The organism is Streptomyces sp. NPDC005492, assembly GCF_040605995.1.
Lineage (GTDB): Bacteria > Actinomycetota > Actinomycetes > Streptomycetales > Streptomycetaceae > Streptomyces.
On sequence record NZ_JBEXDX010000005.1, the window covers coordinates 265,759 to 290,980 of the forward strand.

Genomic DNA, 25,222 nt, shown 5'->3' on the forward strand with positions numbered 1-25,222 from the left:
GTTACGCCTCCTTGGAGAACAGCGTGCTGCCCCACCAGTCGTCCTTGTCACGGACGCCCGGCGGGACGGCGAAGACCGCCGAACCCACGTGCTGGATGTACTCGTTGAGCGCGTCGGACGCCGAGAGCTTCCGCTGCAGCGGGATGAATCCCTTGCGTACGTCACGCTGGTAGGCCAGGAAGAACAGACCCGCGTCGAGCCGGCCGAGCCCGTCGGTGCCGTCGGTGAACGAATAACCCCGGCGCAGGATCGTGACCCCGGCGTTGGAGTCGGGGTGCGCGAGCCGCACATGCGCGTCGGGCTTCATCGCCTTCAGGAACGGCGGGTCGTGCTCCTTCGCCTTGCCGACCGGCGCGCCCTCGCCCTTGTCCCGGCCGAAGACGTCCTCCTGCTCCTGGAGCGAGGTCCGGTCCCAGGTCTCGATGTTCATCCGGATACGCCGGGCGACGAGATACGAACCCCCGGTCATCCAGGCCGACTTGCTGGTCCCGTCCCCTTCGCCGACCCACACGAACTTCTTCAGCCGGTCCGTCTCGGTGCCGGCGATGTTGCGGGTGCCGTCCTTGAACCCCATGAGATTGCGGGGGGTTTGGGCACCGGGAGTCGTGGACGAGGTCTTCCCGAAGCCGAGTTGGGACCAGCGGATGGCGACCTTGCCGAAGCCGATCCGCGCCAGGTTGCGGATCGCGTGCACGGCGACCTGCGGATCGTCCGCGCAGGCCTGCACACAAAGATCGCCGCCCGTACGGGACTTGTCGAAGTTCTCGCCGGGGAACCGGGGAAGGTCGACGAGGGCGTCGGGACGGCGGTCCTTCAGATCGAACCTGTCGAAGAACGACGGCCCGAAGCCGATGGTGAGGGTCAGCCGCGACGGTTTCAGCCCCAGCGCCTCCCCGGTGTCGTCCGGCGGCGCCTCGGCGAGCCCGCCGTAGGCACCCTCGCCGACCGCGTGCCCGCCGGTCATCCGCCGGGCGGCGGCCGTCCAGTCCTTCAGCAACTGCACGAACTCGGCACGGTCGTCGGTCTTCACGTCGAACGCGGCGAAATGCAGCCGGTCCTGCACCGGGGTGGCGATGCCCGCCTGGTTCGCGCCGTGGAAGGCGACCGCGGCACCGGTGTCGGCGGCGGCCGGGTCGACATCGTCGCCCGCGTCGGTCATCGCCACCGCGCCACCGGCCGCGACGGCCCCGAGCGCGAGCCCGGCACCGCCCCAGCCGATGAGGGCGCGACGCGACGGATCGGTTTTCTCAGCCATGTCCCGCCCCTTACTTGACGACGGCCGCGGCGAGCTTGGACAGCGGCTCCGCGAGCGCGTTGACCGCGTCCGACAGCTCCTTCTGCTGCGCCTTGGTGACCTTGTCGTACGACACGAAGCCGTCCGAGGTCGACTTCGAGCGGTACTTGTCGAGCAGCGTGTTCAACGCGGTGAACTGCTTGTCCAGTTCGGTGGTCAGCGCCGCGTCGTTCTTCTGAGCGACCGACTTCAGCAGCTCGTACGCCTTCTGCGCGCCCTCGACGTTGGCCTTGAAGTCGCTCAGGTCGGTGTGCGAGTAGCGGTCCTCCTCACCGGTGACCTTGCCGGTGGCGACCTCGTCGAGGAGTTCCTTGGCGCCGTTGGCCATGGAGGTCGGGGTGATCTCGGCCTTGCCGACCCGCTTCTGCCAGTCCTTCAGGTCGGTGAGCAGCTCGTCGGCGAGGGACTTGTCGGTCGCCGTGATCTTCTTGTCCGCCCACAGGGACTTCTCCAACCGGTGCCAGCCGGTCCACTTCTGTCCCGCTTCCAGGCCGTCGGCGCGGGTGTCGGTCTTGGGGTCGATGTCCCCGAACGACTCGGCGATCGGCTCGGTGCGCTCCCAGCCGACGCGGGAGGGGGCGTAGGCGTTCTTGGCGGCGGTGAGGTCGCCGGCCTTGATGGCGTTGACGAACGTCTCCACCTTCGGGATCGTCGCGTCGGCCTGCTCCTGCGCGTACTCGCGGTAGGCGGCGACGGCCTTGTCGAGCGTCGGGTTGCGCTTGGCGGTCGTGCCGGAGCCGGTGACGGTGAGCTTCTGCCGTACGCCGAGACCCTTCATACCGGGACGGCAGGCGATCTCGTACGATCCGGCCTTCACCTCGGCGGTCAGCGTGTACTTGGTGCCCGGCCCGATGTTCTCCTTCTCGGAGACGATCCGGTCGTCCGGGAAGAGGATCTCGACCTCGGTCGCCTTCGACCCGGTGTTCTCGATCTTCAGCGTGACCTGGCCGGCCGGTATCGACGTGGCCGAGGTCGTGCACTTGGAGTCGGCCGCGGTCACCTGGATCGCGTCACCGTCCTTGGCGTCGCTCTTCGCGGTGCACGCCGTGACGGCGGTCAGGGCGGCCGCGGCGGCGACAGCGGTGACGACGGGAAGTCGGACGGCACGCATGCAGGCTCCAAGCGGGAGAATGTTGGTGAGGCTGCCCTAACTTACCCGAGGCTTACCTCAGTCATGCCCGCGCGGTCCGGTATTCACTGCCCATAGAAAAATCACAGACACGGCTTGATCTCGGCGGCGAAAAACGGTTGCCAAGAGATGGTCAAGGAAAGTTCAAGTGCGGTCGGGGGCTCGCGGTGGCCGCCTCCCCCGGCCATCTGGGACGACCGGGCCGCCGGTGTGATGTTTCAATTCCCCCGTGACTGACTACGACGTACTCCGTGTCTTCTGCGGCCCCAGCGGCGGATACGGCAACGAACTGGGCGTCGTCCGCGAGGGTTCCGTCATGCCGGACCCGGACGAGCGACAGGTGTTCGCCGGGAAACTCGGCTTCAGTGAGACGGTGTTCGTCGACGACCCCGAGCGCGGAGTCATCGACATCTACACCCCCACCCTGCGCCTGCCCTTCGCCGGCCACCCCTGCGTGGGCACCGCCTGGCTCCTGGACGTCCCCGAACTGGTCACCCCCGCCGGCATCGTGGGCGCCCGCCTCGACGGCGAGTTCAGTTGGATCGAGGCCCTCCCGGAATGGGCCCCGCCCCGCACCCTCCGCCAGTACGGCACAGCGGCCGAGGTCGACGCCCTGCCCGTACCCCCACCCGGCGAGTGGATCTACGCCTGGGCCTGGGAGGACGAGGCCGCCGGTCGTATCCGCGCCCGCGCCTTCCCCGGCCGCGACGACGGCATCCACGAGGACGAGGCCACGGGCGCGGCAGCACTGCTCCTGACGGACCAACTGGGCCGCGCACTCAACATCACCCAGGGTGCGGGCTCCCAGATACTCACGGCGCCGCAGCCGGGGGGTTGGGTGGAGGTGGGGGGACGGGTTTTCCTGGAACGCTAGGAATGGCAGGGGCGGGGGAGTGTCACGCGCTCAGCGGAAACTCCTCCGCCAACCCCCGAAACACCCCCGTGTTGAGCGCGAACGCCCGCTTGCACTCCGCCACCACCCGCTGCTTCTCCAGATCGTCGGCCCGGATCCCGTCCAGCAGTTCCCGGTAACCCCGCTTGAAGGCCGCCGGGTTGCCGATCCCCTCGAAGACGTAGAACCGCACCCCGTCCCCCTTCCGCACGAACCCCCACGTCCGCTCCGCCCTGTCGCGGATGATCTGGCCGCCGGAGAGGTCGCCGAGGTAGCGCGTGTAGTGGTGGGCGATGTAGCCGGCCGGCCAGGATTCCGCGCACTCGCGGACCCGGTTCGCGTAGGCGCGCGTGGCCGGCAGCGCGGTCAGGCCGGAGCGCCAGTCAGCGCCCCGCAGGTGTGCCAGGTCCCGCTCCAGCGCGGGGAGTCGGAACAGCTCCGGCCGGATGAACGGCCCGGCCACCGGATCCCCCGCCAGCCTCTCGGCACCGGTCTCCAACGCCTCGTAGACGAACCACAGTTGCTCGGTGTAGCGCGCGTACGCCTCCACGCCCAGTCGGCCGCCGAGCAGGTCGCTCATGAAGGGGGAGGTCTCCGCCTCCATGTGCTGTTCGTGGGACGCGGTGCGGATGACCGTCGAGAAGGAGTCCATGGACATATCCTCTAAGGTAAGGCTTACCTAAGTCAACAGGCTTGCCGACACCCTGTCGGTAAAAGCGTACAAGAAGAGACCCACCCTCAGCAGAGGATGGGTCCCGGGGTGCTACGGCAGGGTGAGGACCTCCGCCCCCGTCTCCGTCACCACCAACGTGTGCTCGAACTGCGCCGTCCGCTTCCGGTCCTTCGTGACGACCGTCCACCCGTCGTCCCACATGTCGTACTCGTACGTCCCCAGCGTCAGCATCGGCTCGATGGTGAACGTCATCCCGGGCTGGATCACCGTCGTCGCGTGCGGGCTGTCGTAGTGCGGGACGATCAGGCCGGAGTGGAAGGACGAGTTGATGCCGTGGCCGGTGAAGTCCCGGACCACGCCGTATCCGAAGCGCTTGGCGTACGACTCGATGACCCGGCCGATGATGTTGATCTGGCGGCCCGGCCTGACCGCCTTGATCGCGCGGTCGAGGGATTCGCGGGTGCGCTCCACCAGCAGCCGGGACTCCTCGTCGACGTCACCGACCAGATAGGTCGCGTTGTTGTCGCCGTGCACCCCGCCGATGTACGCCGTCACGTCGAGGTTGATGATGTCGCCGTCGCGCAGCACCGTGGAGTCCGGAATGCCGTGGCAGATCACCTCGTTGAGCGAGGTGCACAGGGACTTGGGGAAGCCGCGGTAGCCGAGCGTGGACGGATAGGCGCCGTGGTCGCACATGTACTCGTGCGCGACCCTGTCGATCTCGTCCGTGGTCACACCCGGCGAGATGATCTTCGCGGCCTCCGCCATCGCCTGCGCGGCGATCCGCCCGGCGACGCGCATCGCCTCGATCGTCTCGGGGGTCTGCACCTCCGGCCCGGTGTACGGGGTCGGCGCGGGCTTGCCGACGTACTCGGGACGGCGGATGTTCCCGGGCACGGAACGGGTGGGGGAGAGCTCCCCTGGTACGAGCAGCGACTGGCCAGACATGCCAGCGAGTCTAACCAGCGGTCATGAGGGAACATTGATCGTGGTGAAAGGAGCCGTCCATGGCCCTGTTCAAGAAGCGCACGGCCGGAAAGCCCGGCGAGTGGTACTACTGCCTCGAACACAAGAAGGTCGAGGAGGGGCCGGAGTGCCCCGCCAAGGACCGGTTCGGGCCGTACGCCACCCGCGCGGAGGCCGAGCACGCGATGGAGACGGCCCGCGAGCGCAACCTCGAGTGGGAGAACGACCCCAAGTGGCACGACGCCACCAAGGGGAGCGCCGACGACGACAGCTGATCAGACACCGGCCGCGGCCGCTCGCCGCGCCTTCAGCCGTACGGCGTGCTCGTCGGTCCGCTCGTCGTACGACATCAGCTTCGGCAGGCCCACCGCCAGCAGCCCCACCGCGCCCACGCACATCAGCCCGCCCGCCCACACCGAGGTCCGCACCCCGGTCCACGCGGCCATCCCGCCCGACCGGACCTGCCCCAACTGCGGCCCCACCGAGTAGGACAGCAGCTCGATCCCGGCGAGCCGGCCGCGCAGCTCGTCCGGGATCGTCTGGTTCCACATGGCCGCGCGGAAGATGCCGCTGACCATGTCGCAGCCGCCCGCGAGGGTCAGGAACAACAGCACCAGCCATACGTTGCCCACCGCGCCGGCGCAGGAGATCGCCGCGCCCCACAGCGCGGCCGACAGCACCACCATCCGCCCGTGCCGGTGGATCCGTGAGGTCCAGCCGCTGGTCACGCTCACCAGCAGCGCCCCGGCCGGAACCGTCGAATACATCAGCCCCAGTGACCACTTGGCGTGCAGGTCGTCCGCGAGGAACGGCAGCACCGCCAGCGGCATCGCGAAGAACATCGCCGCGAGATCGATCGCGTACGTCCCGAGGAGTTCCTTGCGGCTCCACGCGTACCGGGCGCCCTCCGCGATCGACCGCAGCGAGGGCTTCCGCGCCTCGTGCGTGCCGGGGGACGCGGCGATACGGAAGATCAGGACGACGGACACGACGTATGTCACCGTGTCCGCCGCGAACGCGTAGGGCAGCCCCGCGAACGCCACCACCACACCCGCCACGGCCGGTCCCGTGACCCCGCCGACCGTCCAGCGCAGGGAGTTGAGCGCCGACGCGGCCGTCATGTGCTCGTGGGCCACGATCCGCGGCCACAGCGAGTCCAGCGCGGGCCGCTGGATCGAACCGAGCACCGAGGTCAGGGCCGCGATCACATACAGCGGCCAGACGGCGGGATCGGGCAGCAGCGAGTTGAGCAGCAGCGCCCCACAGAGCACCCCCAGCCCGGCCTCCGTCCACACGATCAGCTTCCGCTTGTCCCACGCGTCCGCGAGCTCCCCCATAGCCTTAAGGGCATGGGGGGACCCCCATCGCCGTAGAGCCCGAACACGATCAACGGCACGAGTTCCACGGCCCCGATCGCGCCCACCGCCGCCGCGGATCCGGTGAGTTCCTTGATCTGCACCGGCAGCGCGACAAACGTCAGAAAACTCCCGAAGTTCGACACCAGCCCCGCGACCCAGAGCCTGCGGAAGTCGGCGGAGCCGTGCCAGGGGGCGAGATCGGGAAGCAGGGCACGGAGGCCGGTGGGGGGAGCGGGGCTGTCGGTCACGAGGGGCAATGGTCGGCGCCGGACACTCCCCTGGCAACCGGATTTCCCCCATGCCCTACCAGCGTGCGGGCGGCGGTGCCGTGAGGTGATCCGTCAGGCGTGACAGACGGTCCCGGAAGCGTCGCCGTCCCCGTGTCGCGGGCAGTACGTTCTCCCCGGCCGCCGCGCTCACCAGGTGCTGCACGGTGTCCAGGTCGAGGTCCGTGGCCTCCGGTACGGGGAGTGATTCATGGGCCAGGGACGCCAGTTCGCGGTTCTCGGAGCCCAGGGAGAGGACCGTCGCGCCGGCCCGGCGGGCGTCGTGGACCCGTTCCAGGAGCGGGGCGCCGGGGCCCTCGGGGGAGACGAGCAGCAGCGTCTCGCCGCGCCGGGCCGCCTCGATCCGGCCGAGGCCGACGGCCAGGTGGGCCGGGTCGGAGGGGCGGGCGTCATGCCGTACGAGAGTCGGGGCCAGTTCCGGTGTGCCCGACCAGGCGGCCTCGTCGACCAGATGGGCCGCCAGATGCCACGGCTCGTACGCGGGCGTGCCCACCAGCAGCAGCCCGCCGCCGTGCGATACGACCGACCCGCGCAGCACCCCGGCGAACCGGCGCGTGGCCCCCAACCACTCGGTCCCGGCGAGCACTTCACGCAGCAGTGCGACCCGTACGGCGTCCATGTCCGCGCATCCTGCCGCAACCTGCCACTCGTGACGTGGAGTTCACCGCGAATTCGCCCAACTTGGGGATGGTGCGGGCTCATCGGCCCCACACGTCGCACATGGAGTCAACTCATGGCAGACACCGCGGAAGTCACCGTTCCCTTCAGCGCCGGGCAAGGGGGCTACGCGAGTTACCGCATCCCGGCGGTGGTGGTGACCTCCGCCGGTACCGTCCTCGCGTTCTGCGAGGGCCGGGTCGACTCCGCGAGCGACCACGGCAACATCGACATCGTGCTACGGCGCTCCACGGACGGCGGCCGGACCTGGGGCCCACTCACCACCGCCGCCACCAACGGCGACCACCTCGCGGGCAACCCCGCCCCGGTCGTCCTCGACACCGGCCGCATCCTGCTCGTCTACGTCCGCGCGGTCGGCACCGTCACCGAGGACGACATCCTCCGCGGCAAGGTGTCGGCGGCGGACGGGCGGCGGATCTGGGTGCGGTACAGCGACGACGACGGTGTCACCTGGTCGAGTTCGAAGGAGATCACCGAGCAGGTGAAGAAGCCCGAGTGGCGCTGGTACGCCACCACCCCGGGGCACGCGATCCAGTTGAGCACCGGCCGCGTGGTCGTCGCCGCCAACCACACCGTCCCGCCCACCGGCACCGACGTCGGCAACGAGGCCAAGTACAACAGCGGCCACTGCCTGCTCAGCGACGACCGGGGCGAGACCTGGTACCTCGGCTACGTCGACGAGAACCCCGACGGCTACATCAACTGCAACGAGACCACCGCCGCCGAACTCCCGGACGGGCGCGTCTACTTCAACACCCGCAACGACTCCACGTCCCCCGGCAACCGCGCCGACGCGTACTCGCAGGACGGCGGGAAGACGCTGGTCAAACCCTTCCGTCCGCAGGCCGGCCTCGCCGCCCCCATCTGCGAGGCCAGCGTCCTCCAACTCCGCGACCCGGACGTCCTCCTGTACTCCGGTCCCGCGGACCCCGCTGCCCGCGCCCTGATGACGATCCGCGCCTCCACCGACGACGGCACCACCTGGCGCCCGGTGTTCACGGTCGACGGCCTGCCCGCCGCGTACTCCGACCTCGTCCGGATCGACGACGACACGGTCGGACTCCTCTACGAGACAGGGGACTTCGGAGCGAACGAGACGATCACCTTCCGCCGGGTGCCCGTGACGGACCTCACCTGACCGGATAACGGCGCCGACCCGGACGTAAAGTCGGCCCATGACCTCTACCGACAGTGCTGCACAGGGCCCCGCCACGGCCGCCGCGAAGGCTCCCGCCAAGGACCCGTGGGATCTTCCCGACGTCTCCGGACTCGTCGTGGGCGTGCTCGGCGGGACCGGGCCGCAGGGCAAGGGACTCGCCTACCGGCTCGCCAAGGCCGGCCAGAAGGTGATCATCGGCTCCCGCGCCGCCGAGCGCGCGCAGGCCGCCGCCGACGAACTCGGTCACGGTGTCGAGGGCGCCGACAACGCCGAGACCGCCCGTCGCAGCGACCTCGTGATCGTCGCCGTGCCGTGGGACGGCCACGGCAAGACCCTGGAGTCGCTGCGCGAGGAACTGGCCGGGAAGCTCGTCGTCGACTGCGTCAACCCGCTCGGCTTCGACAAGAAGGGCGCCTACGCGCTGAAGCCGGAGGAGGGCAGCGCAGCCGAGCAGGCCGCCGCCCTGCTGCCGGACTCCCGGGTTGCCGCCGCCTTCCACCACCTGTCGGCGGTGCTGCTCCTGGACGCGGAGATCGCCGAGATCGACACCGACGTCATGGTCCTCGGCGAGGAGCGGGCGGATGTCGAGATCGTGCAGGCGCTGGCCGGCCGCATCCCCGGCATGCGGGGCGTCTTCGCGGGCCGGCTGCGCAACGCCCACCAGGTGGAGTCCCTGGTCGCGAACCTGATCTCGGTCAACCGCCGCTACAAGGCACACGCGGGGCTGCGGGTCACGGACGTGTGACCGCGTGGGGGACACTGGTGGGCAGCACCCACCCGTGTCCCCCGACAGGAGCCGACCCCATGCCCCGCCTCGCCCTCTACGCCCTCGTCGTCTGCCTGCTGGCCGTGGCCGCCGCGGTCGTCTCCTTCGTGCAGGGCAGTTGGATCGGGATCGTGTGGGTACTGCTCGCGGGGCTCTCGTCCAACATGTGCTGGTACTACCTGAAGCGGGGCCGCTCGGTCACCGGCTGATCGAGCAGAACTCGTTGCTGCCCTGCCAGAAGCGGTACAGGTTCTGACCGCAGTAGGTCTCGAAGTCGCTGATGCCCAGGCCACGCAGGATCGCGTCGATCACGTCGAAGAAGTACGTGTTGATCGACGGCACCCACAGCAGCGCGAACACGAACAGCAGGCCGAACGGCGCGAACGGCTCCACCTGGCGCTTGATGTTGTACGACAGCCAGGGCTCGATCACGCCGTAGCCGTCCAGGCCCGGCACCGGCAGGAAGTTCAGCAGCGCGGCCGTGACCTGGAGCAGGGCGAGGAAGGCCAGCGCGAACTGGAAGTCCTGGGGCACCCCGTCGAGCGAGTGCAGCCAGAACGGGGCTGTGCAGACCGCCGCGAACAGCACGTTCGTCAGCGGGCCCGCCGCCGAGATCAGGCTGTGCTTCCACCGGCCGTGGATGCGGCCCCGCTCGATGAAGACGGCGCCGCCGGGCAGACCGATGCCGCCCATGATGACGAAGATCACGGGGAGCACGATGCTGAGCAGCGCGTGTGTGTACTTGAGGGGGTTGAGGGTGAGATAGCCCTTCGAGCCGACCGAGATGTCCCCGCTGTGCAGGGCGGTGCGCGCGTGCGCGTACTCGTGCAGGCACAGGGAGACGATCCAGGCTGCCGTCACGAACAGGAACACGGCGACGCCCGGCTGCTCGGCGAACCCGGTCCAGGTGGCCCAGCCGGTCACCGCCGTGACGGCCAGTATCCCGAGGAACACGGGACTGATCCGCCGGTCGCTCGGGCGGGTGGTGGTGGCGGTCATGGGGGAGGGCTCCCTGCTGGGGTCGGTGGACGCGAAGCCCGACGGTACCGGGCCCAGCGGGAAAACGTCTCGCGGTCCGCTGTCGGTTCCGGGGAAGGTGGGCACATGGGACGGGACATGGGACTCTGGCACGCGTTCTACGACCCCGTCACCCCTCGGGGGCGGCCTCCCCTGTGACGTCCGTGCCCGGCGCCGCGCCGCCCCGAACCCGTGACCCCTTCCCACGCCACCAGAGACAATGGACCCCGTGCGCTATCGCATTCTCGGCACCACCCAGGCACTGCGCCCGGACGGCACACCCGTCCCGGTCGGCGGCGCGCGGCTGCGTGCCCTGCTCACCGTGCTCGCCCTGCGGCCCGGCAAGACCGTGCCCGCGAGCGTCCTGGTGGACGAGGTGTGGGCAGGTGACCCGCCCGCGGACGCGACGGGTGCGCTCCAGGCACTGGTGGGCAGGCTGCGCCGGGTGCTCGGCGCGGACGCGATCACCTCGGCGGCGAGCGGGTACCGGCTCGCCGCCGCCCCCGACGACATCGACCTGCACCGTTTCGAGCGGCTCACCGGCGAGGGGCTGCGGGCGCTGGCCGACGGCAACCCCGCGAAGGCGGCGGAGGCCCTGGACGACGCGCTGGTCCTCTGGGCCGGCCCGCCCCTCGCGGACCTCCCCGACCGTACGGCGGAGGCGTCCCGCTGGGAGACCCGCCACCTGGACGCCCGCCGCGCCCGCCTGACGGCGGCCCTGGCCCTCGGCGAAGCGGACACCGCCCTCCCCGAACTGACCGCCCTCTGCGACACCCACCCCCTCGACGAACCCCTCCAGTACCTGCGCCTCCAGGCCCTCCGATCCACCGGCCGCACAGCGGAGGCCCTGGCCGCGTACGAGGACGTACGCCAGCTCCTGGTAGATCGCCTGGGGTCCGATCCGGGGCCTGAACTGCGGGCGTTGCATGGGGAGTTGCTGAGTCCTGGTGAGGATGGCTATGGCGGGGTCGGCGGCGGCGCGGGCCGGGGTGAGCCGGGCGGTTACCGGGTATCCGGCCGGCCGGACCGCTATCAGGGTCCCGGCGAAGCGCGCGGCCGCCACGGCTCCGGCGGACCCGGCGACGGCCGCGCGACCAGCGGTCACCTCGGGTCCGGCGGCGACGCCGCTCAGGCCTCGCCCGGCACCGACGCCGCTCAAGCCTGGTCCGGCACCGACGCCGCTCCGGCCCGCCTCCGCACCGACGCCGGCACCCTCGCCCCCCTCCGCGCCAACCACCCCACCCCACCCCCCGGCAACCTCCGCGCCCGCCTCACCTCCTTCGTAGGCCGGGAAGCCGACATCGACGTCATCCGGGATGACCTCGCCTCGGCCCGGCTCGTGACGTTGCTCGGGCCCGGTGGGGCCGGGAAGACGCGGCTGTCGCAGGAGGTCGCCGAAGGGGTGCGGGACGCGGCGCGGGACGGGGTGTGGCTGGCCGAACTCGCGCCCGTGGACGACCCGGACGCCGTGCCGGAGGCCGTGCTCACCGCTGTCGGGGCGCGCGAGACCGTGATGTACGGCGCCGGTGCCGAGGCGATCAGGGCCGCCGGAGGTGACCGGCACGACGACCCCGTCGACCGCCTCGCCGAGCACTGCGGCCGGCGCCGGATGCTGATCGTCCTCGACAACTGCGAGCATGTCGTCGGCGCCGCCGCCCGGCTGGTGGAGGCGCTGCTGGAGCGCTGCCCGGAACTGACCGTGCTCGCCACCAGCCGTGAACCCCTGGGCGTACCGGGGGAGTTGCTGCGCCCGGTGGAGCCGCTGCCCGACCCCGTCGCGCTGCGGCTGCTCGCCGACCGGGGGGCCGCCGCCCGGCCCGGGTTCACGGTGGAGGACGATCCCGAGGCCTGCGCGGAGATCTGCCGGCGGCTCGACGGACTGCCCCTCGCGATAGAGCTGGCGGCCGCGAGGCTAAGGATGTTGACGCCGCGTCAGATAGCCGACCGGCTCGACGACCGCTTTCGTCTCCTCACCTCCGGCAGCCGCACGCTGCTGCCCCGCCAGCAGACCCTGCGGGCCGTCGTCGACTGGTCCTGGGACCTCCTCGACGAGGACGAACGGGACGTGCTGCGCGCCCTGTCCGTGTTCGCCGGAGGCTGCGACCTCGCCGCGGCCGAGGCCGTGTGCGGGCCGGCCGCGTTCGAGGCGCTCGGCTCCCTCGTCGACAAGTCCCTTGTCGTGGCAGCCCCTTCGGGCGACGGGGAGATGCGCTACCGGCTCCTGGAGACCGTCGCCGAGTACGCGGGCGAACGGCTCGACGAGGCCGGCCTGCGCCCACGCGCCGCGCGTGCCCATCTGACGTACTACCGCGAACTCGCCCGCACCACCGACGCGTTGCTGCGCGGCCCCGGCCAACTCGCCGCCGTGGGAAAGCTGGAGCGCGAGTACGAGAACATCCGCACCGCCCTGCGGCACGCCGTCGCCGAACGCGACGAGCAGGAGGCCATCTGCCTCGTGCTGTCCCTGGTCTGGTACTGGCAGATGCGCGACATCCGCATCGAGGGCCGCAACTGGTGCATCGAGGTCATGGCCCTGAGCCCCGACCCCTTCGCCGCCCCCCTCCGGCGCGCCGCCCCGGTCTGGCAGCGCTGCACCGACGTCCCGCCCCCGCTCTCCGGGGAACTCCTCGCCGAGGCCCGGCGCGGTGTCCACCTCACCCATCTGTCATGGATGGACACGGAGTTGGAGGCCTGGGAGGCACCTGAGGCGAAGGAGAAGCTGCGCCTGATCGCCGAGGTCTACGAACCGGGCCTGCCGCAGACCTGCCGTACACCCGGCCTTTTCTGGTTCTTCGCGGTGATGCTGAGCGGCCACGTGGAGCGGCTGCCCGCGATCCTCGACGCCGACGTCCACACCTGCCGCTCCACCCCCGGCATGGAGTGGGAGCTGGCCTCCACCCTCCAGATGCGCGCCAACCTGCTCGCCAACCGCAGTGACTGGGCGGGCGACGCGGCCCGCGACGCCGACGAGTCGCTGGAGATCTTCCGCCGCCTCGGCGACGTCTGGGGCATCGCCGAGGCGCTCTCCGCCCGCGGCGAGGCCCTGGAACGCACCGGCGACTACCGGCGCGCCGCCCTCGACTACGAGGCCGCGATCGAACACGCCGAACTGATCGGCGCCCGCGGCCAGGTGGCCGTGCTCGGCGTCCGGCTGGGCAGCGCGCTCATCGAGGGCGGCGAGCCCGAGCGCGGCGAGCGCATGCTGACCGAGGTGCTCAAGACCACCCACGGCACGGGCAACGAGGCGATGCCCGCCGCCCGTATGTTCCTCTCCGGCCACTTCGCGCTGACCGGCCGTCTCCCCGAGGCGCGCGAGCAACTGCGGCTGCTGCGCGAGCAGTTCGCGATCTCCCACTTCGCCGTCTTCGACGCGTTCATCCACGGCGCGGAGGCCTGGGTGGCGGCGCTCGAAGGCGAGTACGAGGAGTCGCTGGACAAGGCCCGGCGGGCGCTGGAACAGGCGGGCGCCCCACTGTCCGAGGCCATCGCCCCGCACCTGAGCCCGCTGTACCTGAGGATCGCCGCGATCGCCCTCGCCAGGACGGACGGCGGCGCCCGGGCCCGCGACGGCGTCCGTCTCGTCGTCGCGGCCCGGGCGCTGCTGCCGCCCGGGCATGTCGCGACATCCATGGAACGCGAGGTCGACCGCCAGGCCGAGGCGCTCGCGCGCGGCGCGCTCGGCGACGCGACCTACGAGGCCTGCGCGGCCGAGTACGCCGAAGGCGGCGGCCTCTCCCTGAAGGAGGCCGCCGCCCTGGTGTGACGCCGACGCGAACCGGGTGGGCCCGGCGGCCGGTTCAGGCCTTGGTGCGGAACTTGTGGATGGCGATCGGGGCCATCACCGCCGTGAGCGCCACCGTCCAGCCAAGGGTCAGCCACACGCCGTGGGCGATCGGGCCGCCCACCATCAGCCCGCGGGCCGCGTCCGCGAGCCCCGACAGCGGGTTGTAGTCGGTGAAGTTCTGCAGCCAGCCCGGCATCGACTGGGTCGGCGCGAAGATCGACGAGCCGAACTGGAGGGGCATCAGCACCAGGAAACCCATGGCCTGCACGGACTGCGCGCTCTTCATGGTCACGCCGAGGGTGAGGAACACCCACATCAGGGCCGAGCCGAACAGCGCGGACAGTCCGACCGCGGCGAACATGCCGCCCCAGCGGTGGATGTCGAAGCCGACGAGGACACCGACGACCATCAGGATGGCGCAGGCGACCAGCATGCGCATGATCTCGACCACGATCTTGGCGACCAGCACCGAACCGCGCCCGATGGGCAGCGACCGGAACCGGTCCATGACCCCGGAGTGGAAGTCGGTGTTGAAGCCGGTGCCCACCCCCTGGGCCATGTTCATGCCCATCATGGCGAGCAGGCCGGGCACCACGTACTGCACGTAGGCGTGCTGCCCACCGCCCAGGGACTGCCCGATCGAGCCGCCGAAGACGTACACGAACAGCAGCGTGAAGATGACCGGGAACAGGATGGCGTCGAACATCGACTCCGGGTCCTGCCGGATCCACAGCAGGTTGCGCCGGATCAGGGCGCCGGTGTGGCGCAGATGGTTGCGCAGCGGAATACGGGGATCCGCCGCGACGCCGGCGGGATTCACGGTGACGGCGCTCATACGGCGACCTCCTCGCGGTCTTGGGTGGGCACGGTGTCCTGCGGGGCACTGGCGCGGTGGCCGGTGAGGGACAGGAACACCTCGTCCAGGCTGGGCAGTTCGGTGGTGATGGAGGCGATGGTGAGGCCGCGCGCGCTCACCGCGCCGACCACGGCGGTCAGTTGCTCGTCGCTGAGGATCGGCACCAGGACGGTGCCGCTCTCCACGTCGACGGTGGTGGTGGCCAGGCCGGTGATGCCCAGCTCGTCCAACGCGTGGGCCAGCGGCCGCAGTTGCAGCGGGTCGGCCGGGCGGATGCGCAGCGCGCGGCCGCCGACCTTGGCCTTCAGCTCGTCGATGCCGCCGTTGGCGATGACCTTGCCGTGGTCCACGACGGTCAGCTCGGAGGCGAGCGCCTCGGCCTCCTCCATGTACTGGGTGGTGAGCAGCACGGTCACGCCTCCGCCGACCATGGACTTCACCTCGTCCCACACCTCGTTCCGGGTACGCGGGTCGAGACCGGTGGTCGGTTCGTCGAGGAAGAGCACCTGCGGGTGCCCGATCATCGAGGCGGCCAGGTCGAGCCGGCGCCGCATACCGCCGGAGTAGGTGCTCGCGGGCCGCTTGGCGGCCTCCGTCAGCGAGAACCGCTCCAGCAGTTCGTCGGCGCGGGCGCGGGAGTCCTTGCGGGAGAGGTCGAGCAGCCGCCCGATCATGTAGAGGTTCTCCCACCCCGGGAGCTTCTCGTCCACGGAGGCGTACTGGCCGGTGAGGCCTATCACCCGGCGCAGTTGGCGGGGCTGGCGCAGGACGTCGTAGCCGGCGACGGTGGCCTCGCCGGAGGTCGGGGCGAGCAGCGTGGACAGGATGCGTACGAGGGTGGTCTTGCCGGCACCGTTCGGCCCGAGCACACCCATCACGGTGCCCTCCCGGACGTCCAGGTCGACGCCGTCCAGCGCCTTGGTCTCGCCGTAGTGCTTGACCAGCCCCCGCACAGTCACCGCCGTGCCGCTGGATGTGTTGTCGATTCGCGTCATGTGGATGACAGTGCCAGCCGCCACCGACAAACCGCCGACAGGTCGCCTACAGGGATCCGTCGGTACCTACAACGCGCCTACATCCCGCTCGCGAAGACACCGCAGCCCCGCCGACGGGGGAAGATCGGCGGGGCTGCCTGGTGCCGCAGTGGCTCTGTGACGTCACACGGTCAGTGGACCGAGTGCTCCTCAAGGGGGAACGTTCCGCCGACCACGTCCTCGGCGAACGCCTTCGCCGCGCCTGTCATGACCGCGCGCAGATCGGCGTACTGCTTCACGAACTTCGGGACCCGGCCGCCGGTGAGCCCCAGCATGTCGGTCCACACCAGGACCTGCGCGTCCGTCTCCGGCCCGGCGCCGATACCGACGGTGGGAATGTGCAGCACCCGGGTCACCTCGGCCGCCAGCTCCGCCGGCACCAGCTCCAGGACGACGGCGAACGCCCCCGCGTCCTGCACCGACTTGGCGTCCCGCAGCAACTGCTGGGCGGCTTCCTCGCCGCGCCCCTGTACGCGGTAGCCCATCGCGTTCACGGACTGCGGGGTCAGCCCGATGTGCGCCATCACCGGGATGCCGGACTCGACCAGCAGCCGGATCTGCTCGTGCGACCGCTCGCCGCCCTCCAGCTTCACCGCGCCGACCCCGGCCTCCTTCACCAGCCGGGTCGCCGAGCGCAGCGCCTGCACCGGGCCCTCCTGGTAGGAGCCGAAGGGCAGGTCGCCGACGATCAGGGCGCGGCTGGTGCCCCGTACGACGGCGGCGGAGAGCATGGTCATCTCGTCCAGCGTGACGGGCACGGTCGACTCGTACCCGAGGTGGCAGTTGCCCGCCGAGTCGCCGACGAGCATGACCGGGATACCGGCCTCGTCGAAGACGGACGCGGTCATCGCGTCGTAGGCGGTGAGCATGGGCCACTTCTCGCCGCGTCCCTTGGCGAGGCCGATGTCGCGAACGGTGATGCGGCGGGTGCCCTTGCCTCCGTACAGCGCCCTGCTGCCGTCGGAGGAGCTGTTCTGCACAGTCTGGGCAGCCGAAAGATGCGTCATTGCAACGGCTCCTTCAGTCATCTCGAGGCACCCTGACGGCGTCCCCGGATCACCTCCATGGTGGCACCTCGTGCCACGGAGGGCCAGAGGGACCCCCGTCGCCCGCGTCACGTCCTGTCCGGTGGGTAAGGACTGGGTAAAACAATTCCGATACGGCACGGTCTCGTATCGAAATTGCCCGGGCGTTCCCTACGCTGGACGGCATGACCACTCCATCCGTCCCGGGCACCCGGATACCCGAAGCTGTGCACCGCCGTCGCTGGGCCATCCTCGGCGTGCTGATGCTGAGCCTGCTGATCGTGGTGCTCGACAACTCCATCCTCAACGTCGCCATCAAGACCATCTCCACCCCGGCCCCGACCGGCCTGGGCGCGACACAGAGCGAGCTGGAGTGGGCGATCAACGCCTACACCCTCGTCTTCGCCGGCCTGCTGTTCACCGCGGGCCTCCTCGGCGACCGGCTGGGCCGCAAGAAGACCCTGCTCGGCGGTCTCCTCGTGTTCGGCATCGGCTCCGCGCTGGCCGCCGAGTCCGGCTCGCCCGACCAGCTCATCGGCTACCGGGCCCTGATGGCGCTCGGCGCCGCCTTCGTGATGCCCGCCACCCTCGCCGTCCTCATGAACGTCTTCGAGCGCGACGAGCAGCCCAAGGCCATCGGCATCTGGGCCGGCGGCGTCGGCCTCGCCATCGCCATCGGCCCGATCACCGGCGGTGTGCTCCTCGACCACTTCTGGTGGGGCTCGGTCTTCCTGATCAACGTGCCGATCGTGCTGATCGCCCTCGCGCTGATGATCTGGCTGGTCCCCGACTCCCGCGACCCGAGGCCCGGCCGCCTAGACCCGGTCGGCGTGGCCCTGTCCGTCGTAGGCCTCGTCCTGCTGGTCTACGGCATCATCGAGGGCGGCGAGCTCGCCGACTTCACGGCGCCCAAGGTGCTGTCGACGATCATCGCCGGTGTCGTGGTCCTCGCCGGGTTCGTCTGGTTCGAGAAGCGCAGCGACCACCCGTCCATCGATGTCACGTACTTCAAGAACAAGGTGTTCTCGGCCGCGATCGCCGCCATCGCGCTGGTCTTCTTCGCGCTGATGGGCGTGACCTTCTTCTCGGTCTTCTACACCCAGAGCGTGCGCGGCTACTCGCCGCTGCAGACCGGTCTGCTGATGCTGCCGCTGGCCGCAGCGCAGATGATCTTCGCGCCGCGCGCCCGGCTGGTCGTCGACCGCTTCGGCTACAAGGTCACAACCGGCGTCGGACTCCTGCTGCTCGCCGGGATGCTCGCCGCCTTCGCGACCCTCGATGCGGACACGCCGATCTGGCTCCTGGAGGTCATCTTCTTCCTGATGGGCGCCGGCATGGCGCACGTGATGACCCCGACCAGCGTCGTCATCATGCAGGCCCTGCCGCGCGAGAAGGCGGGCTCCGCGTCCGCGCTCAGCAACACCTTCCGCCAGGTCGGCGGCGCGCTCGGCATCGCCGTCCTCGGCTCGGTGCTGTCCACCGCCTACCGCAACGGCATCGAGGGCAAGCTCGGCTCGGTCCCGGCCGCACTCAGGGACACGGCCGGCGAGTCCATCGAGGCCACCCTCGGCGTCGCGGCGAAGCTCGGCCCGCAGGGCAGGGCGCTGGTCACCCCGGCCAACGACGCGTTCCTGCACGCCATGCACGTCACCGCCCTGTGCGGCGCGGGCGTCGCGATCATCGGCGCGGTCGTGGCGTTCCTCTTCCTGCCCGGGAAGCCGATAGCCCGTCAGGAGGGCAAGGAGGAACAGGAGTTGGTCGTCGTAGGGGAGTAGCGACGACAATCACCGAGGATGGAACGGGGGCACAGCGAAGGGACGGAGCGAAGTGAGCCTTGTCGGCAGCGGGCCCGGGCAGGACGCCCCCACCAGGGGACGTCCGCGTAGCGAGGCCGTCGAACGCGCCATCACCGAGGGTGTGATGAAGCTCCTGGAGGACGGCGTGCCACTGGCCGAGCTCTCCATCGAGCGCATCGCCCGCACCGCCGGTGTCGGCAAGGCCACCATCTACCGCCGCTGGCCGGGCAAGGAGGAACTGTTCGTCGACGTCGTCCGCGAGGCCGAGCCGGCGGACCCCGAACTGCCCGGCACCTCCCTGCGCGACGACCTAGTGGCGATGATGGAACAGCTACGCCAACGCGGCCTGATCGCCCGGTCCTCGGCGCTCCTGCACAACGTCTACGCGCAGATGAAGAGCACCCCGAAGGTCTGGGCCGCCTACCAGGCGACCGTCGTGGAACCCCGGCGCCGCAAGCAGGTGGACCTCCTGCGCCGGGGCCAGGAGAACGGCGAACTCCGCACCGACATCGACCCCGAGCTGATGAACGACCTGCTCGTCGGCCCGATGCTCCTGCGCACCGTCATGCGCGTCGACGCCGACCTCCCCGAGGGCCTGTCCGAACTCCTGGTCGACACGGTCCTGGTGGCGCTGCGCCCCGACCGCCAGGGCACGTGACGCGTGAACTGACGCGGCCCTGACGCCCCGTCCGTATGTGCGCGTTCCGTCACAGAAGCCGCTGTCGCCACCCGCGTTCGGAACTCCGGACGCCGACTTGTACGTCCTCGTGCCAGTACGGCCGTCATGGCACGGCGGATCGGGACCGATCATCCCCTAGGGTCGTAGGCGCGGGGACGATGGTGTGCACGGCAGGTAGTGAGGCGACGGTATGGCACAGCAGGCGTATGTGACGGAGACGGACGGCGGCGGCTCGGGGGACGAGCAGCGGGGGTCCCGGCTTCGGCGCCTGTGGAACAGACTGCGCGAGAGCTGGCGCGGCCCGGGGATCTGGCGCCGGGGTCTGATCCTCGCGGCGTTGGCGATCCTCCTCGCCCTCGTCATGCTGCTGCACTCGCGCATCCCGAACCGCATCGGCAACCTCGGCAGTCTCACGGAGACCTTCCTGCCCTGGTTCGGGCTCGTGACCCCGGTGCTGGTGGTCCTCGGCCTGGTCCGCAGGTCGGCGACCGCGCTGATCGCCGTGGTGCTCCCGGTGACGGTCTGGCTGAACCTCTTCGGCGGGCTGCTGCTCAGCGACAAGACGGGCATCGGCGGCGACCTGACCGTGGCCACCCACAACGTCAACGCGGACAACCCCGATCCGGCCGCTACGGCCCGTGACGTGGCCGCGTCCGGCGCGGACGTCGTAGCCCTGGAGGAGCTGACGGCCTCGGCGGTCCCGACGTACGAGAAGGCGCTCTCCTCGACGTACAAGTACCACTCGGTCCAGGGCACGGTCGGGCTGTGGAGCAAGGACCCGATGAGCGGCATCAAGGCGGTGGACATCAAGCTGGGCTGGACCCGCGCGATGCGCGCCACCGTCACCACCCCCGAGGGGCGGATCGCCGTCTACGTCGCCCATCTCCCCTCGGTGCGGGTGAAGCTGGAAGCCGGTTTCACGGCCCGGCAGCGCGACACGAGCGCCGACGCGCTCGGCGAGGCCATCGCCGCCGAGCCGCTCCCGCGGAAGATCCTCCTCGGCGACCTCAACGGAACGATGAACGACCGCTCCCTGAACGCCGTCACCGCCCAGATGCGCTCCACCCAGGGCGCGGCGGGCAGCGGCTTCGGGTTCAGTTGGCCGGCCTCGTTCCCGATGGCCCGGATCGACCAGATCATGGTCCAGGGTGTGGAGCCGGTCAGCTCCTGGACCCTCCCGAAGACGGGCAGCGACCATCTCCCGATCGCGGCTCGTGTGAACCTCGACACGAGCTCTTAACCTCGTGGAATAGCGGGCCTGGGAGTCTTTGTTCCGTAATTGAACTTAAGGTTCGACTGTACGGAACTCGGCTCTCCCGGAAAGGCACAGGCACCACCATGCCCCTGGCCCTGCTCGCACTGGCCGTCGGCGCTTTCGGTATCGGCACCACCGAATTCGTGATCATGGGCCTGCTGCCCGAGGTCGCGGACGACCTGCACGTCTCGATCCCCACGGCGGGACACCTGGTCTCGGCGTACGCGCTGGGCGTGGTGATCGGCGCCCCGCTGCTGGCTACCCTCACTGCCCGCATGCCCCGCCGCAAGGTCCTGATCGGCCTGATGCTCCTGTTCATAGCGGGCAACACCCTCTCGGCCTTCGCCCCCGGCTACGACTGGCTGCTCGCCGCCCGCTTCCTCAGCGGCCTGCCGCACGGCGCCTTCTTCGGCGTGGGGGCGGTCGTCGCCACCGGCCTGGCGGCCCCCGACCGCAAGGCCCGCGCGGTCTCCCTCATGTTCCTCGGCCTGACCATCGCCAACATCGTGGGCGTGCCCGCGGCCACGCTCATGGGCCAGCACTTCGGCTGGCGCTCCACCTTCCTCGGCGTCAGCGTGATCGGCGTCCTGGCGGTGGTGTCCCTGGCGTTCCTCGTCCCCCACGACACCACCCAGGCACCCGCGGCGGGCCTCCGCGGCGAACTGGCCGCCCTGCGCTCACTCCCGGTCTGGCTGGCCCTCGGCACGACGGTGGCCGGCTTCGGCGCGCTGTTCGCCGCGTACAGCTACATCACCCCGATGCTGACGGACGCCGCCGGGTACGCCGACACCAGCGTGACCCTGCTCCTCGCCCTGTTCGGCGTAGGCGCGACAGCGGGCAACCTCCTGGGCGGCCGCCTCGCGGACCGCTCGATGCGGGGCACGCTGTTCGGCGGCCTGACGTCGCTGGCGGTGGTCCTGGCACTGTTCCCGGCGTTGATGACGACACGGTGGACCGCGGCCCTGGCAGTGGTCCTGCTCGGCACGGCGGCGTTCGTGACCAGCTCCCCCCTGCTCCTGATGGTGATGGAGAAGGCATCCTCGGCCCCGTCGTTGGCCTCGTCGGCGAACCAGGCGGCCTTCAACTTGGCGAACGCGGGCGGCGCTTGGATCGGCGGGCTCGCCCTGTCGGCCGGTTTCGGCGTTACGTCCCCTGCGGTGGCCGGAGTGGGCTTGGCGCTGCTGGGCCTGGGAGTTGCCGTTACGGCGTGGGTGGTGGACCGGCGGCGCGCGGTACCTGGGCGGGAGCGGGTTGTCGCTACGCATGTGGCTGAGCAGGAGAGGGCGTTGCAGTCCTGACCGGCGACGTGGCTCGGCTATTGAAGCTCTGCCGGCCGCGTGCTGGTGAGCGCGCAAGATTGTGGAGTCCACCGACACGGCCGCCGCACTTCAAGGTCCTGCCAGGATCGGCCAGTTGTCCCGCGTCGGGCTCGGAAAAACACAGCGCGAAGGTCAGCGCCGTACCTGGGCGGCCGCCTCTGCGATGAGGTCGGCGACGCGCTCGGGGACCTCGTTGGGAAGGAAGAACACCGCGCCCGCGATCGTCACCACCCGGATGTGCGGGCACGCCTCGAGCACGCGCCGCTCCTGCGCGGTGAGCCCGCCGTCGCCCTTCTCCGCGTGCACCACCCAGGTCGGGACGCCCGCCGCGCACAGCCGCTCGGCCCGTTGTTCGTGGCGGTGCAGCCACCGCAGGTACGCGCGCAGAGCGGGCTGCTGGTGGCGCGGTACGTTCTTCGCGAAGTCGGCCCGCAGTTCGGCCCGGCGCTCGGCGGGCAGGTCGACCTTGCCGACCATCGCCGCGGCGCCCTTGGCGAGCACCGCGGCCGGCACGCCGCCGAGCACATCGCCGGCCCGCACCAGGGCGCGGAAGAAGGCCGGTTCGTCCGCCCGCGACATGCTGACGCCGAGCAGCACCGTCGGCCCGGTGAACGCCCCGGAGATCACCATCTCCAGCGCGACGACGGCACCCATGCTGAACCCGACGACGACATCGGCGCCGACCTCGGTGGCCAGGGCGGCGGTGAGTTCGGCGTACCGCTCGACGCTGTACTTGTCCGGCGGCGGTGCGCCCGCCTGGCCGGGCAGCGTCGCGGCGACCAGGCGCAGCCCCGCCAGGCCGGGCTGCGCCATCACCTCCGCGTAGGATCCCGCGCTGCACATGCCACCGGGTAGCAACAGCACGGTTGCGCGGCCGTCGGAGGGCCCTGACTGCCTGAGCTGCCAGTCCATGCTCATGCCGCATCGCCTCCAGGCCCCCGGTACGCGGACGGACCCTCAGTCCCATGCTAGGCCGACCCCACCGGCCCCGCCGCTGACCGGTGATGACCAGGTCCTGCATTCGGATCAGGCCGGCTGCACGGTGCGGTGCCTTCCGGCCGAGCCGGGCCGGCCTGATGGGGGTGCCCCCCTCGTGCGAGCCGGGTTGAGCGCGGCGAGTGTGCGGCTGCGAGGCGGAGGAACGGCAGGGCCTAGTCGAACCGCTCCAGATCCCGCAACCAAGCCGTGGCCGACCCGTCCGAAGGCGCCCGCCAATCCCCCCGAGGCGACAGCGAACCCCCCGCCGACACCTTCGGCCCATTCGGCATCGCCGACCGCTTGAACTGCGCGAACGCGAAGAAGCGGCGGCAGAAGACCTCCAACCACCGGCGGATCTCCGGCAGTTCGTAAGCGACCCGCTTGGCCTCGGGGAAGCCCGGCGGCCACGCGCCCGCCGCCGCGTCGTGCCACGCGTGCCATGCCAGGAACGCGATCTTCGACGGGCGGAAGCCGTACCGCAGGACGTGGAACAGGGTGAAGTCGTGCAGGGCGTACGGGCCGATCTTCGACTCGGTGGACTGCATCTCCTCGCCCGGTACCAGCTCGGGGCTGATCTCGGTGTCGAGGATCGCGGTGAGGATCTTGCCGGTCTCCTCGTCGAACTGCTCGCTGCTGACGATCCAGCGGATCAGGTGCTGGATCAGGGTCTTCGGTACACCGGAGTTGACGTTGTAGTGGCTCATCTGGTCGCCCACGCCGTACGTGGACCAGCCCAGCGCCAGCTCGGACAGGTCACCCGTGCCGAGGACGATCCCGCCACGCTGGTTGGCGAGGCGGAAGAGGTAGTCCGTGCGCAGGCCCGCCTGTACGTTCTCGAAGGTGATGTCGTACACCGGCTCGCCGGAGGCGAAGGGGTGGCCCATCTCCTTCAGCATCAGACGGGCCGTCGGCGTGATGTCCAGTTCCGCCGCGGTGACGCCGAGCGCGGCCATCAGCTTGTGCGCGTTGTCCTTGGTGTGGTCGCTGGTGGCGAAACCCGGCAGGGTCCACGCGAGGATGTCGCTGCGCGGACGGCCCGCCCGGTCCATCGCGCGGGCGGCGACGATCAGCGCGTGCGTGGAGTCGAGGCCGCCGGAGACTCCGATGACGACCTTCGGGCCGCCGATCGACGCCAGGCGCTGCTGAAGGCCCGCGACCTGGATGTTGTACGCCTCGTAGCAGTCCTGCGCGAGCCGGTCCGCGTCGGCCGGTACGAACGGGAAGCGTTCCAGGCGGCGGCGTAGGCCCAAGTCCGTGAGTGGCGGGGCGAGTTCGAAGCCGATCGTCCGGAAGTCCGAAGTCCGGCCCCGGTGCGTCCGCCGGTTGTCGTCGAACGTGCCCATCCGTTGCCGCTCCTGCCGCAGCAGGTCGAGGTCCACGTCGGCCACCGCGTACTCGTCGCCCAGCGGGAAGCGCTCGGTCTCGGCCAGCAGTACACCGTTCTCGTAGACCATCGCCTGGCCGTCCCACGACAGGTCGGTGGTCGACTCGCCGAGGCCGGCCGCCGCGTAGACGTACGCGGCGAGGCAGCGGGAGGACGCCGAGCGGCACAGCAGTTTGCGGTCCTCGGCGCGGCCGACCGTGATCGGGCTGCCGGAGAGGTTGACGAGGACGGTCGCGCCGGCGAGGGCCGCCTCCGCGCTGGGCGGCACCGGTACCCACATGTCCTCGCAGATCTCCGCGTGCAGGACCAGGGACGGGACGTCCAGCGCCGTGAACAGCAGGTCCACACCGAAGGGGACCGTCTCGCCGCCGACCCGGATCGTCCCGCCGCGCTCGTCCGCGCCGTCGGCGATCTGGCGGCGCTCGTAGAACTCGCGGTAGTTCGGCGGATACGACTTCGGTACGACGCCGAGGATCCGGCCGCGGTGGACGAGCACCGCGCAGTTGTAGATCCGGTTGCGGTGGCGCAGTGGGGCGCCGACGACCAGGACCGGCAGCAGGTCGGCCGAACCGGTGACCACTTCCCGGAGCGCATCCTCGACCTGGTCGAGGAGGGCGTCCTGGAGCAGCAGGTCCTCGATGGAGTAGCCGCACAGGGTCATCTCCGCGAAGACGGCGACGGCGACACCCTCCTCGTCGCAGCGGCGGGCATGGCGCAGGACGGTCTCGGCGTTGGCGTGCGGGTCCGCGATCACGGTGTGGCCCGTGCAGGCGGCGACGCGCGCGAAGCCGTGCTGATAGATCGACCAGAAGTTCAGTGGAGGCACCCACCCACTCTAATCGTCAGTGAGACACGATGGGGTGGCGTGGGGGGTTCTACCTCCCACGCCACCC

Annotated in this window: 21 protein-coding genes and 1 pseudogene; 10 read left to right on the forward strand and 12 right to left on the reverse strand. The window is 70.6% G+C overall.

What is annotated here, in order from left to right; all coding sequences use genetic code 11:
• Position 1: 1 nt before the first annotated feature.
• Both efeB and efeO read right to left on the reverse strand, forming a co-directional pair.
• Positions 2-1,255, reverse strand: a complete 1,254-nt coding sequence (efeB, locus tag ABZT04_RS10095; protein ID WP_356055007.1) for an iron uptake transporter deferrochelatase/peroxidase subunit — start codon at positions 1,253-1,255, stop codon at positions 2-4.
• A 10-nt stretch (positions 1,256-1,265) separates the two neighbouring features.
• The gene (efeO, locus tag ABZT04_RS10100; RefSeq protein ID WP_356055009.1) at positions 1,266-2,405 is read right to left on the reverse strand and encodes an iron uptake system protein EfeO; all 1,140 of its coding nucleotides are present in this window, start codon (positions 2,403-2,405) and stop codon (positions 1,266-1,268) included.
• A gap of 247 nt (positions 2,406-2,652) precedes the next feature.
• On the opposite strand from efeO, the gene ABZT04_RS10105 reads away from it, so the two are divergent.
• Positions 2,653-3,297, forward strand: coding sequence for a PhzF family phenazine biosynthesis protein (locus ABZT04_RS10105; RefSeq protein ID WP_356055011.1), 645 nt, complete (start codon positions 2,653-2,655; stop codon positions 3,295-3,297).
• A 22-nt stretch (positions 3,298-3,319) separates the two neighbouring features.
• On the opposite strand, the gene ABZT04_RS10110 is transcribed toward ABZT04_RS10105, so the two are convergent.
• Both ABZT04_RS10110 and map read right to left on the reverse strand, forming a co-directional pair.
• Entirely contained in the window at positions 3,320-3,967 is a 648-nt protein-coding gene (locus ABZT04_RS10110; protein WP_356055167.1) for a biliverdin-producing heme oxygenase, read from the reverse strand.
• Positions 3,968-4,078: 111 nt separating this feature from the next.
• On the reverse strand, positions 4,079-4,936 hold the full coding sequence (gene map / locus ABZT04_RS10115; RefSeq protein ID WP_356055013.1) for a type I methionyl aminopeptidase: 858 nt from the start codon (positions 4,934-4,936) through the stop codon (positions 4,079-4,081).
• 59 nt (positions 4,937-4,995) lie between these two features.
• Between map and ABZT04_RS10120 the strand changes: the two genes are divergently transcribed.
• Entirely contained in the window at positions 4,996-5,229 is a 234-nt protein-coding gene (locus ABZT04_RS10120) for a hypothetical protein (protein WP_355909374.1), read from the forward strand.
• Here the strand turns inward: ABZT04_RS10120 and ABZT04_RS10125 are convergent.
• Positions 5,230-6,521 (reverse strand): annotated as a pseudogene (locus ABZT04_RS10125) (MFS transporter).
• Positions 6,522-6,615: 94 nt separating this feature from the next.
• Entirely contained in the window at positions 6,616-7,218 is a 603-nt protein-coding gene (locus ABZT04_RS10130) for a hypothetical protein (RefSeq protein ID WP_356055015.1), read from the reverse strand.
• 114 nt (positions 7,219-7,332) lie between these two features.
• On the opposite strand from ABZT04_RS10130, the gene ABZT04_RS10135 reads away from it, so the two are divergent.
• Genes ABZT04_RS10135 through ABZT04_RS10145 form a run of 3 tightly spaced genes read left to right on the forward strand, consistent with a single transcriptional unit; the run spans position 7,333 to position 9,411 of the window.
• Entirely contained in the window at positions 7,333-8,415 is a 1,083-nt protein-coding gene (locus ABZT04_RS10135; protein WP_356055017.1) for a sialidase family protein, read from the forward strand.
• A gap of 37 nt (positions 8,416-8,452) precedes the next feature.
• Positions 8,453-9,181 (forward strand): NADPH-dependent F420 reductase, encoded by a 729-nt coding sequence (npdG, locus tag ABZT04_RS10140; protein ID WP_356055019.1) that lies wholly within the window; start codon positions 8,453-8,455, stop codon positions 9,179-9,181.
• A 59-nt stretch (positions 9,182-9,240) separates the two neighbouring features.
• Positions 9,241-9,411, forward strand: coding sequence for a hypothetical protein (locus ABZT04_RS10145; protein WP_266768013.1), 171 nt, complete (start codon positions 9,241-9,243; stop codon positions 9,409-9,411).
• Here ABZT04_RS10145 and ABZT04_RS10150 read toward each other — a convergent pair.
• Positions 9,401-10,201 (reverse strand): site-2 protease family protein, encoded by an 801-nt coding sequence (locus ABZT04_RS10150; RefSeq protein WP_356055021.1) that lies wholly within the window; start codon positions 10,199-10,201, stop codon positions 9,401-9,403. The genes ABZT04_RS10145 and ABZT04_RS10150 overlap by 11 nt on opposite strands.
• 238 nt (positions 10,202-10,439) lie before the next feature.
• Here ABZT04_RS10150 and ABZT04_RS10155 point away from each other — a divergent pair, with 238 nt between their 5' ends.
• A complete protein-coding gene (locus ABZT04_RS10155; RefSeq protein WP_356055022.1) occupies positions 10,440-13,982 on the forward strand; it encodes a BTAD domain-containing putative transcriptional regulator in 3,543 nt (1,180 codons plus the stop codon).
• A 34-nt stretch (positions 13,983-14,016) separates the two neighbouring features.
• Here the strand turns inward: ABZT04_RS10155 and ABZT04_RS10160 are convergent, their stop codons facing one another.
• The 3 genes from ABZT04_RS10160 to panB all read right to left on the reverse strand — a co-directional run bounded on the left by ABZT04_RS10160 (position 14,017) and on the right by panB (position 16,900).
• Positions 14,017-14,838, reverse strand: a complete 822-nt coding sequence (locus tag ABZT04_RS10160; RefSeq protein ID WP_356055024.1) for an ABC transporter permease — start codon at positions 14,836-14,838, stop codon at positions 14,017-14,019.
• Complete coding sequence (locus ABZT04_RS10165; protein WP_356055026.1) at positions 14,835-15,854, reverse strand: ATP-binding cassette domain-containing protein; 1,020 nt, start codon at positions 15,852-15,854, stop codon at positions 14,835-14,837. The genes ABZT04_RS10160 and ABZT04_RS10165 overlap by 4 nt, the downstream gene beginning before the upstream one ends.
• A gap of 170 nt (positions 15,855-16,024) precedes the next feature.
• Entirely contained in the window at positions 16,025-16,900 is an 876-nt protein-coding gene (gene panB, locus ABZT04_RS10170; RefSeq protein ID WP_356055029.1) for a 3-methyl-2-oxobutanoate hydroxymethyltransferase, read from the reverse strand.
• A gap of 203 nt (positions 16,901-17,103) precedes the next feature.
• On the opposite strand from panB, the gene ABZT04_RS10175 reads away from it, so the two are divergent.
• From ABZT04_RS10175 to ABZT04_RS10190, 4 genes are all read left to right on the forward strand, one after another.
• Positions 17,104-18,693, forward strand: coding sequence for an MFS transporter (locus ABZT04_RS10175; RefSeq protein WP_356055031.1), 1,590 nt, complete (start codon positions 17,104-17,106; stop codon positions 18,691-18,693).
• 52 nt (positions 18,694-18,745) lie between these two features.
• The gene (locus ABZT04_RS10180) at positions 18,746-19,372 is read left to right on the forward strand and encodes a TetR/AcrR family transcriptional regulator (protein WP_356055033.1); all 627 of its coding nucleotides are present in this window, start codon (positions 18,746-18,748) and stop codon (positions 19,370-19,372) included.
• Positions 19,373-19,583: 211 nt separating this feature from the next.
• Entirely contained in the window at positions 19,584-20,633 is a 1,050-nt protein-coding gene (locus ABZT04_RS10185; protein WP_356055035.1) for an endonuclease/exonuclease/phosphatase family protein, read from the forward strand.
• A gap of 98 nt (positions 20,634-20,731) precedes the next feature.
• Positions 20,732-21,946, forward strand: a complete 1,215-nt coding sequence (locus ABZT04_RS10190) for an MFS transporter (protein ID WP_356055037.1) — start codon at positions 20,732-20,734, stop codon at positions 21,944-21,946.
• 153 nt (positions 21,947-22,099) lie between these two features.
• Here the strand turns inward: ABZT04_RS10190 and ABZT04_RS10195 are convergent, their stop codons facing one another.
• Entirely contained in the window at positions 22,100-22,885 is a 786-nt protein-coding gene (locus ABZT04_RS10195) for an alpha/beta hydrolase (RefSeq protein WP_356055039.1), read from the reverse strand.
• A 233-nt stretch (positions 22,886-23,118) separates the two neighbouring features.
• Positions 23,119-25,155, reverse strand: a complete 2,037-nt coding sequence (locus ABZT04_RS10200) for an NAD(+) synthase (protein ID WP_356055041.1) — start codon at positions 25,153-25,155, stop codon at positions 23,119-23,121.
• Positions 25,156-25,222 lie beyond the last annotated feature (67 nt).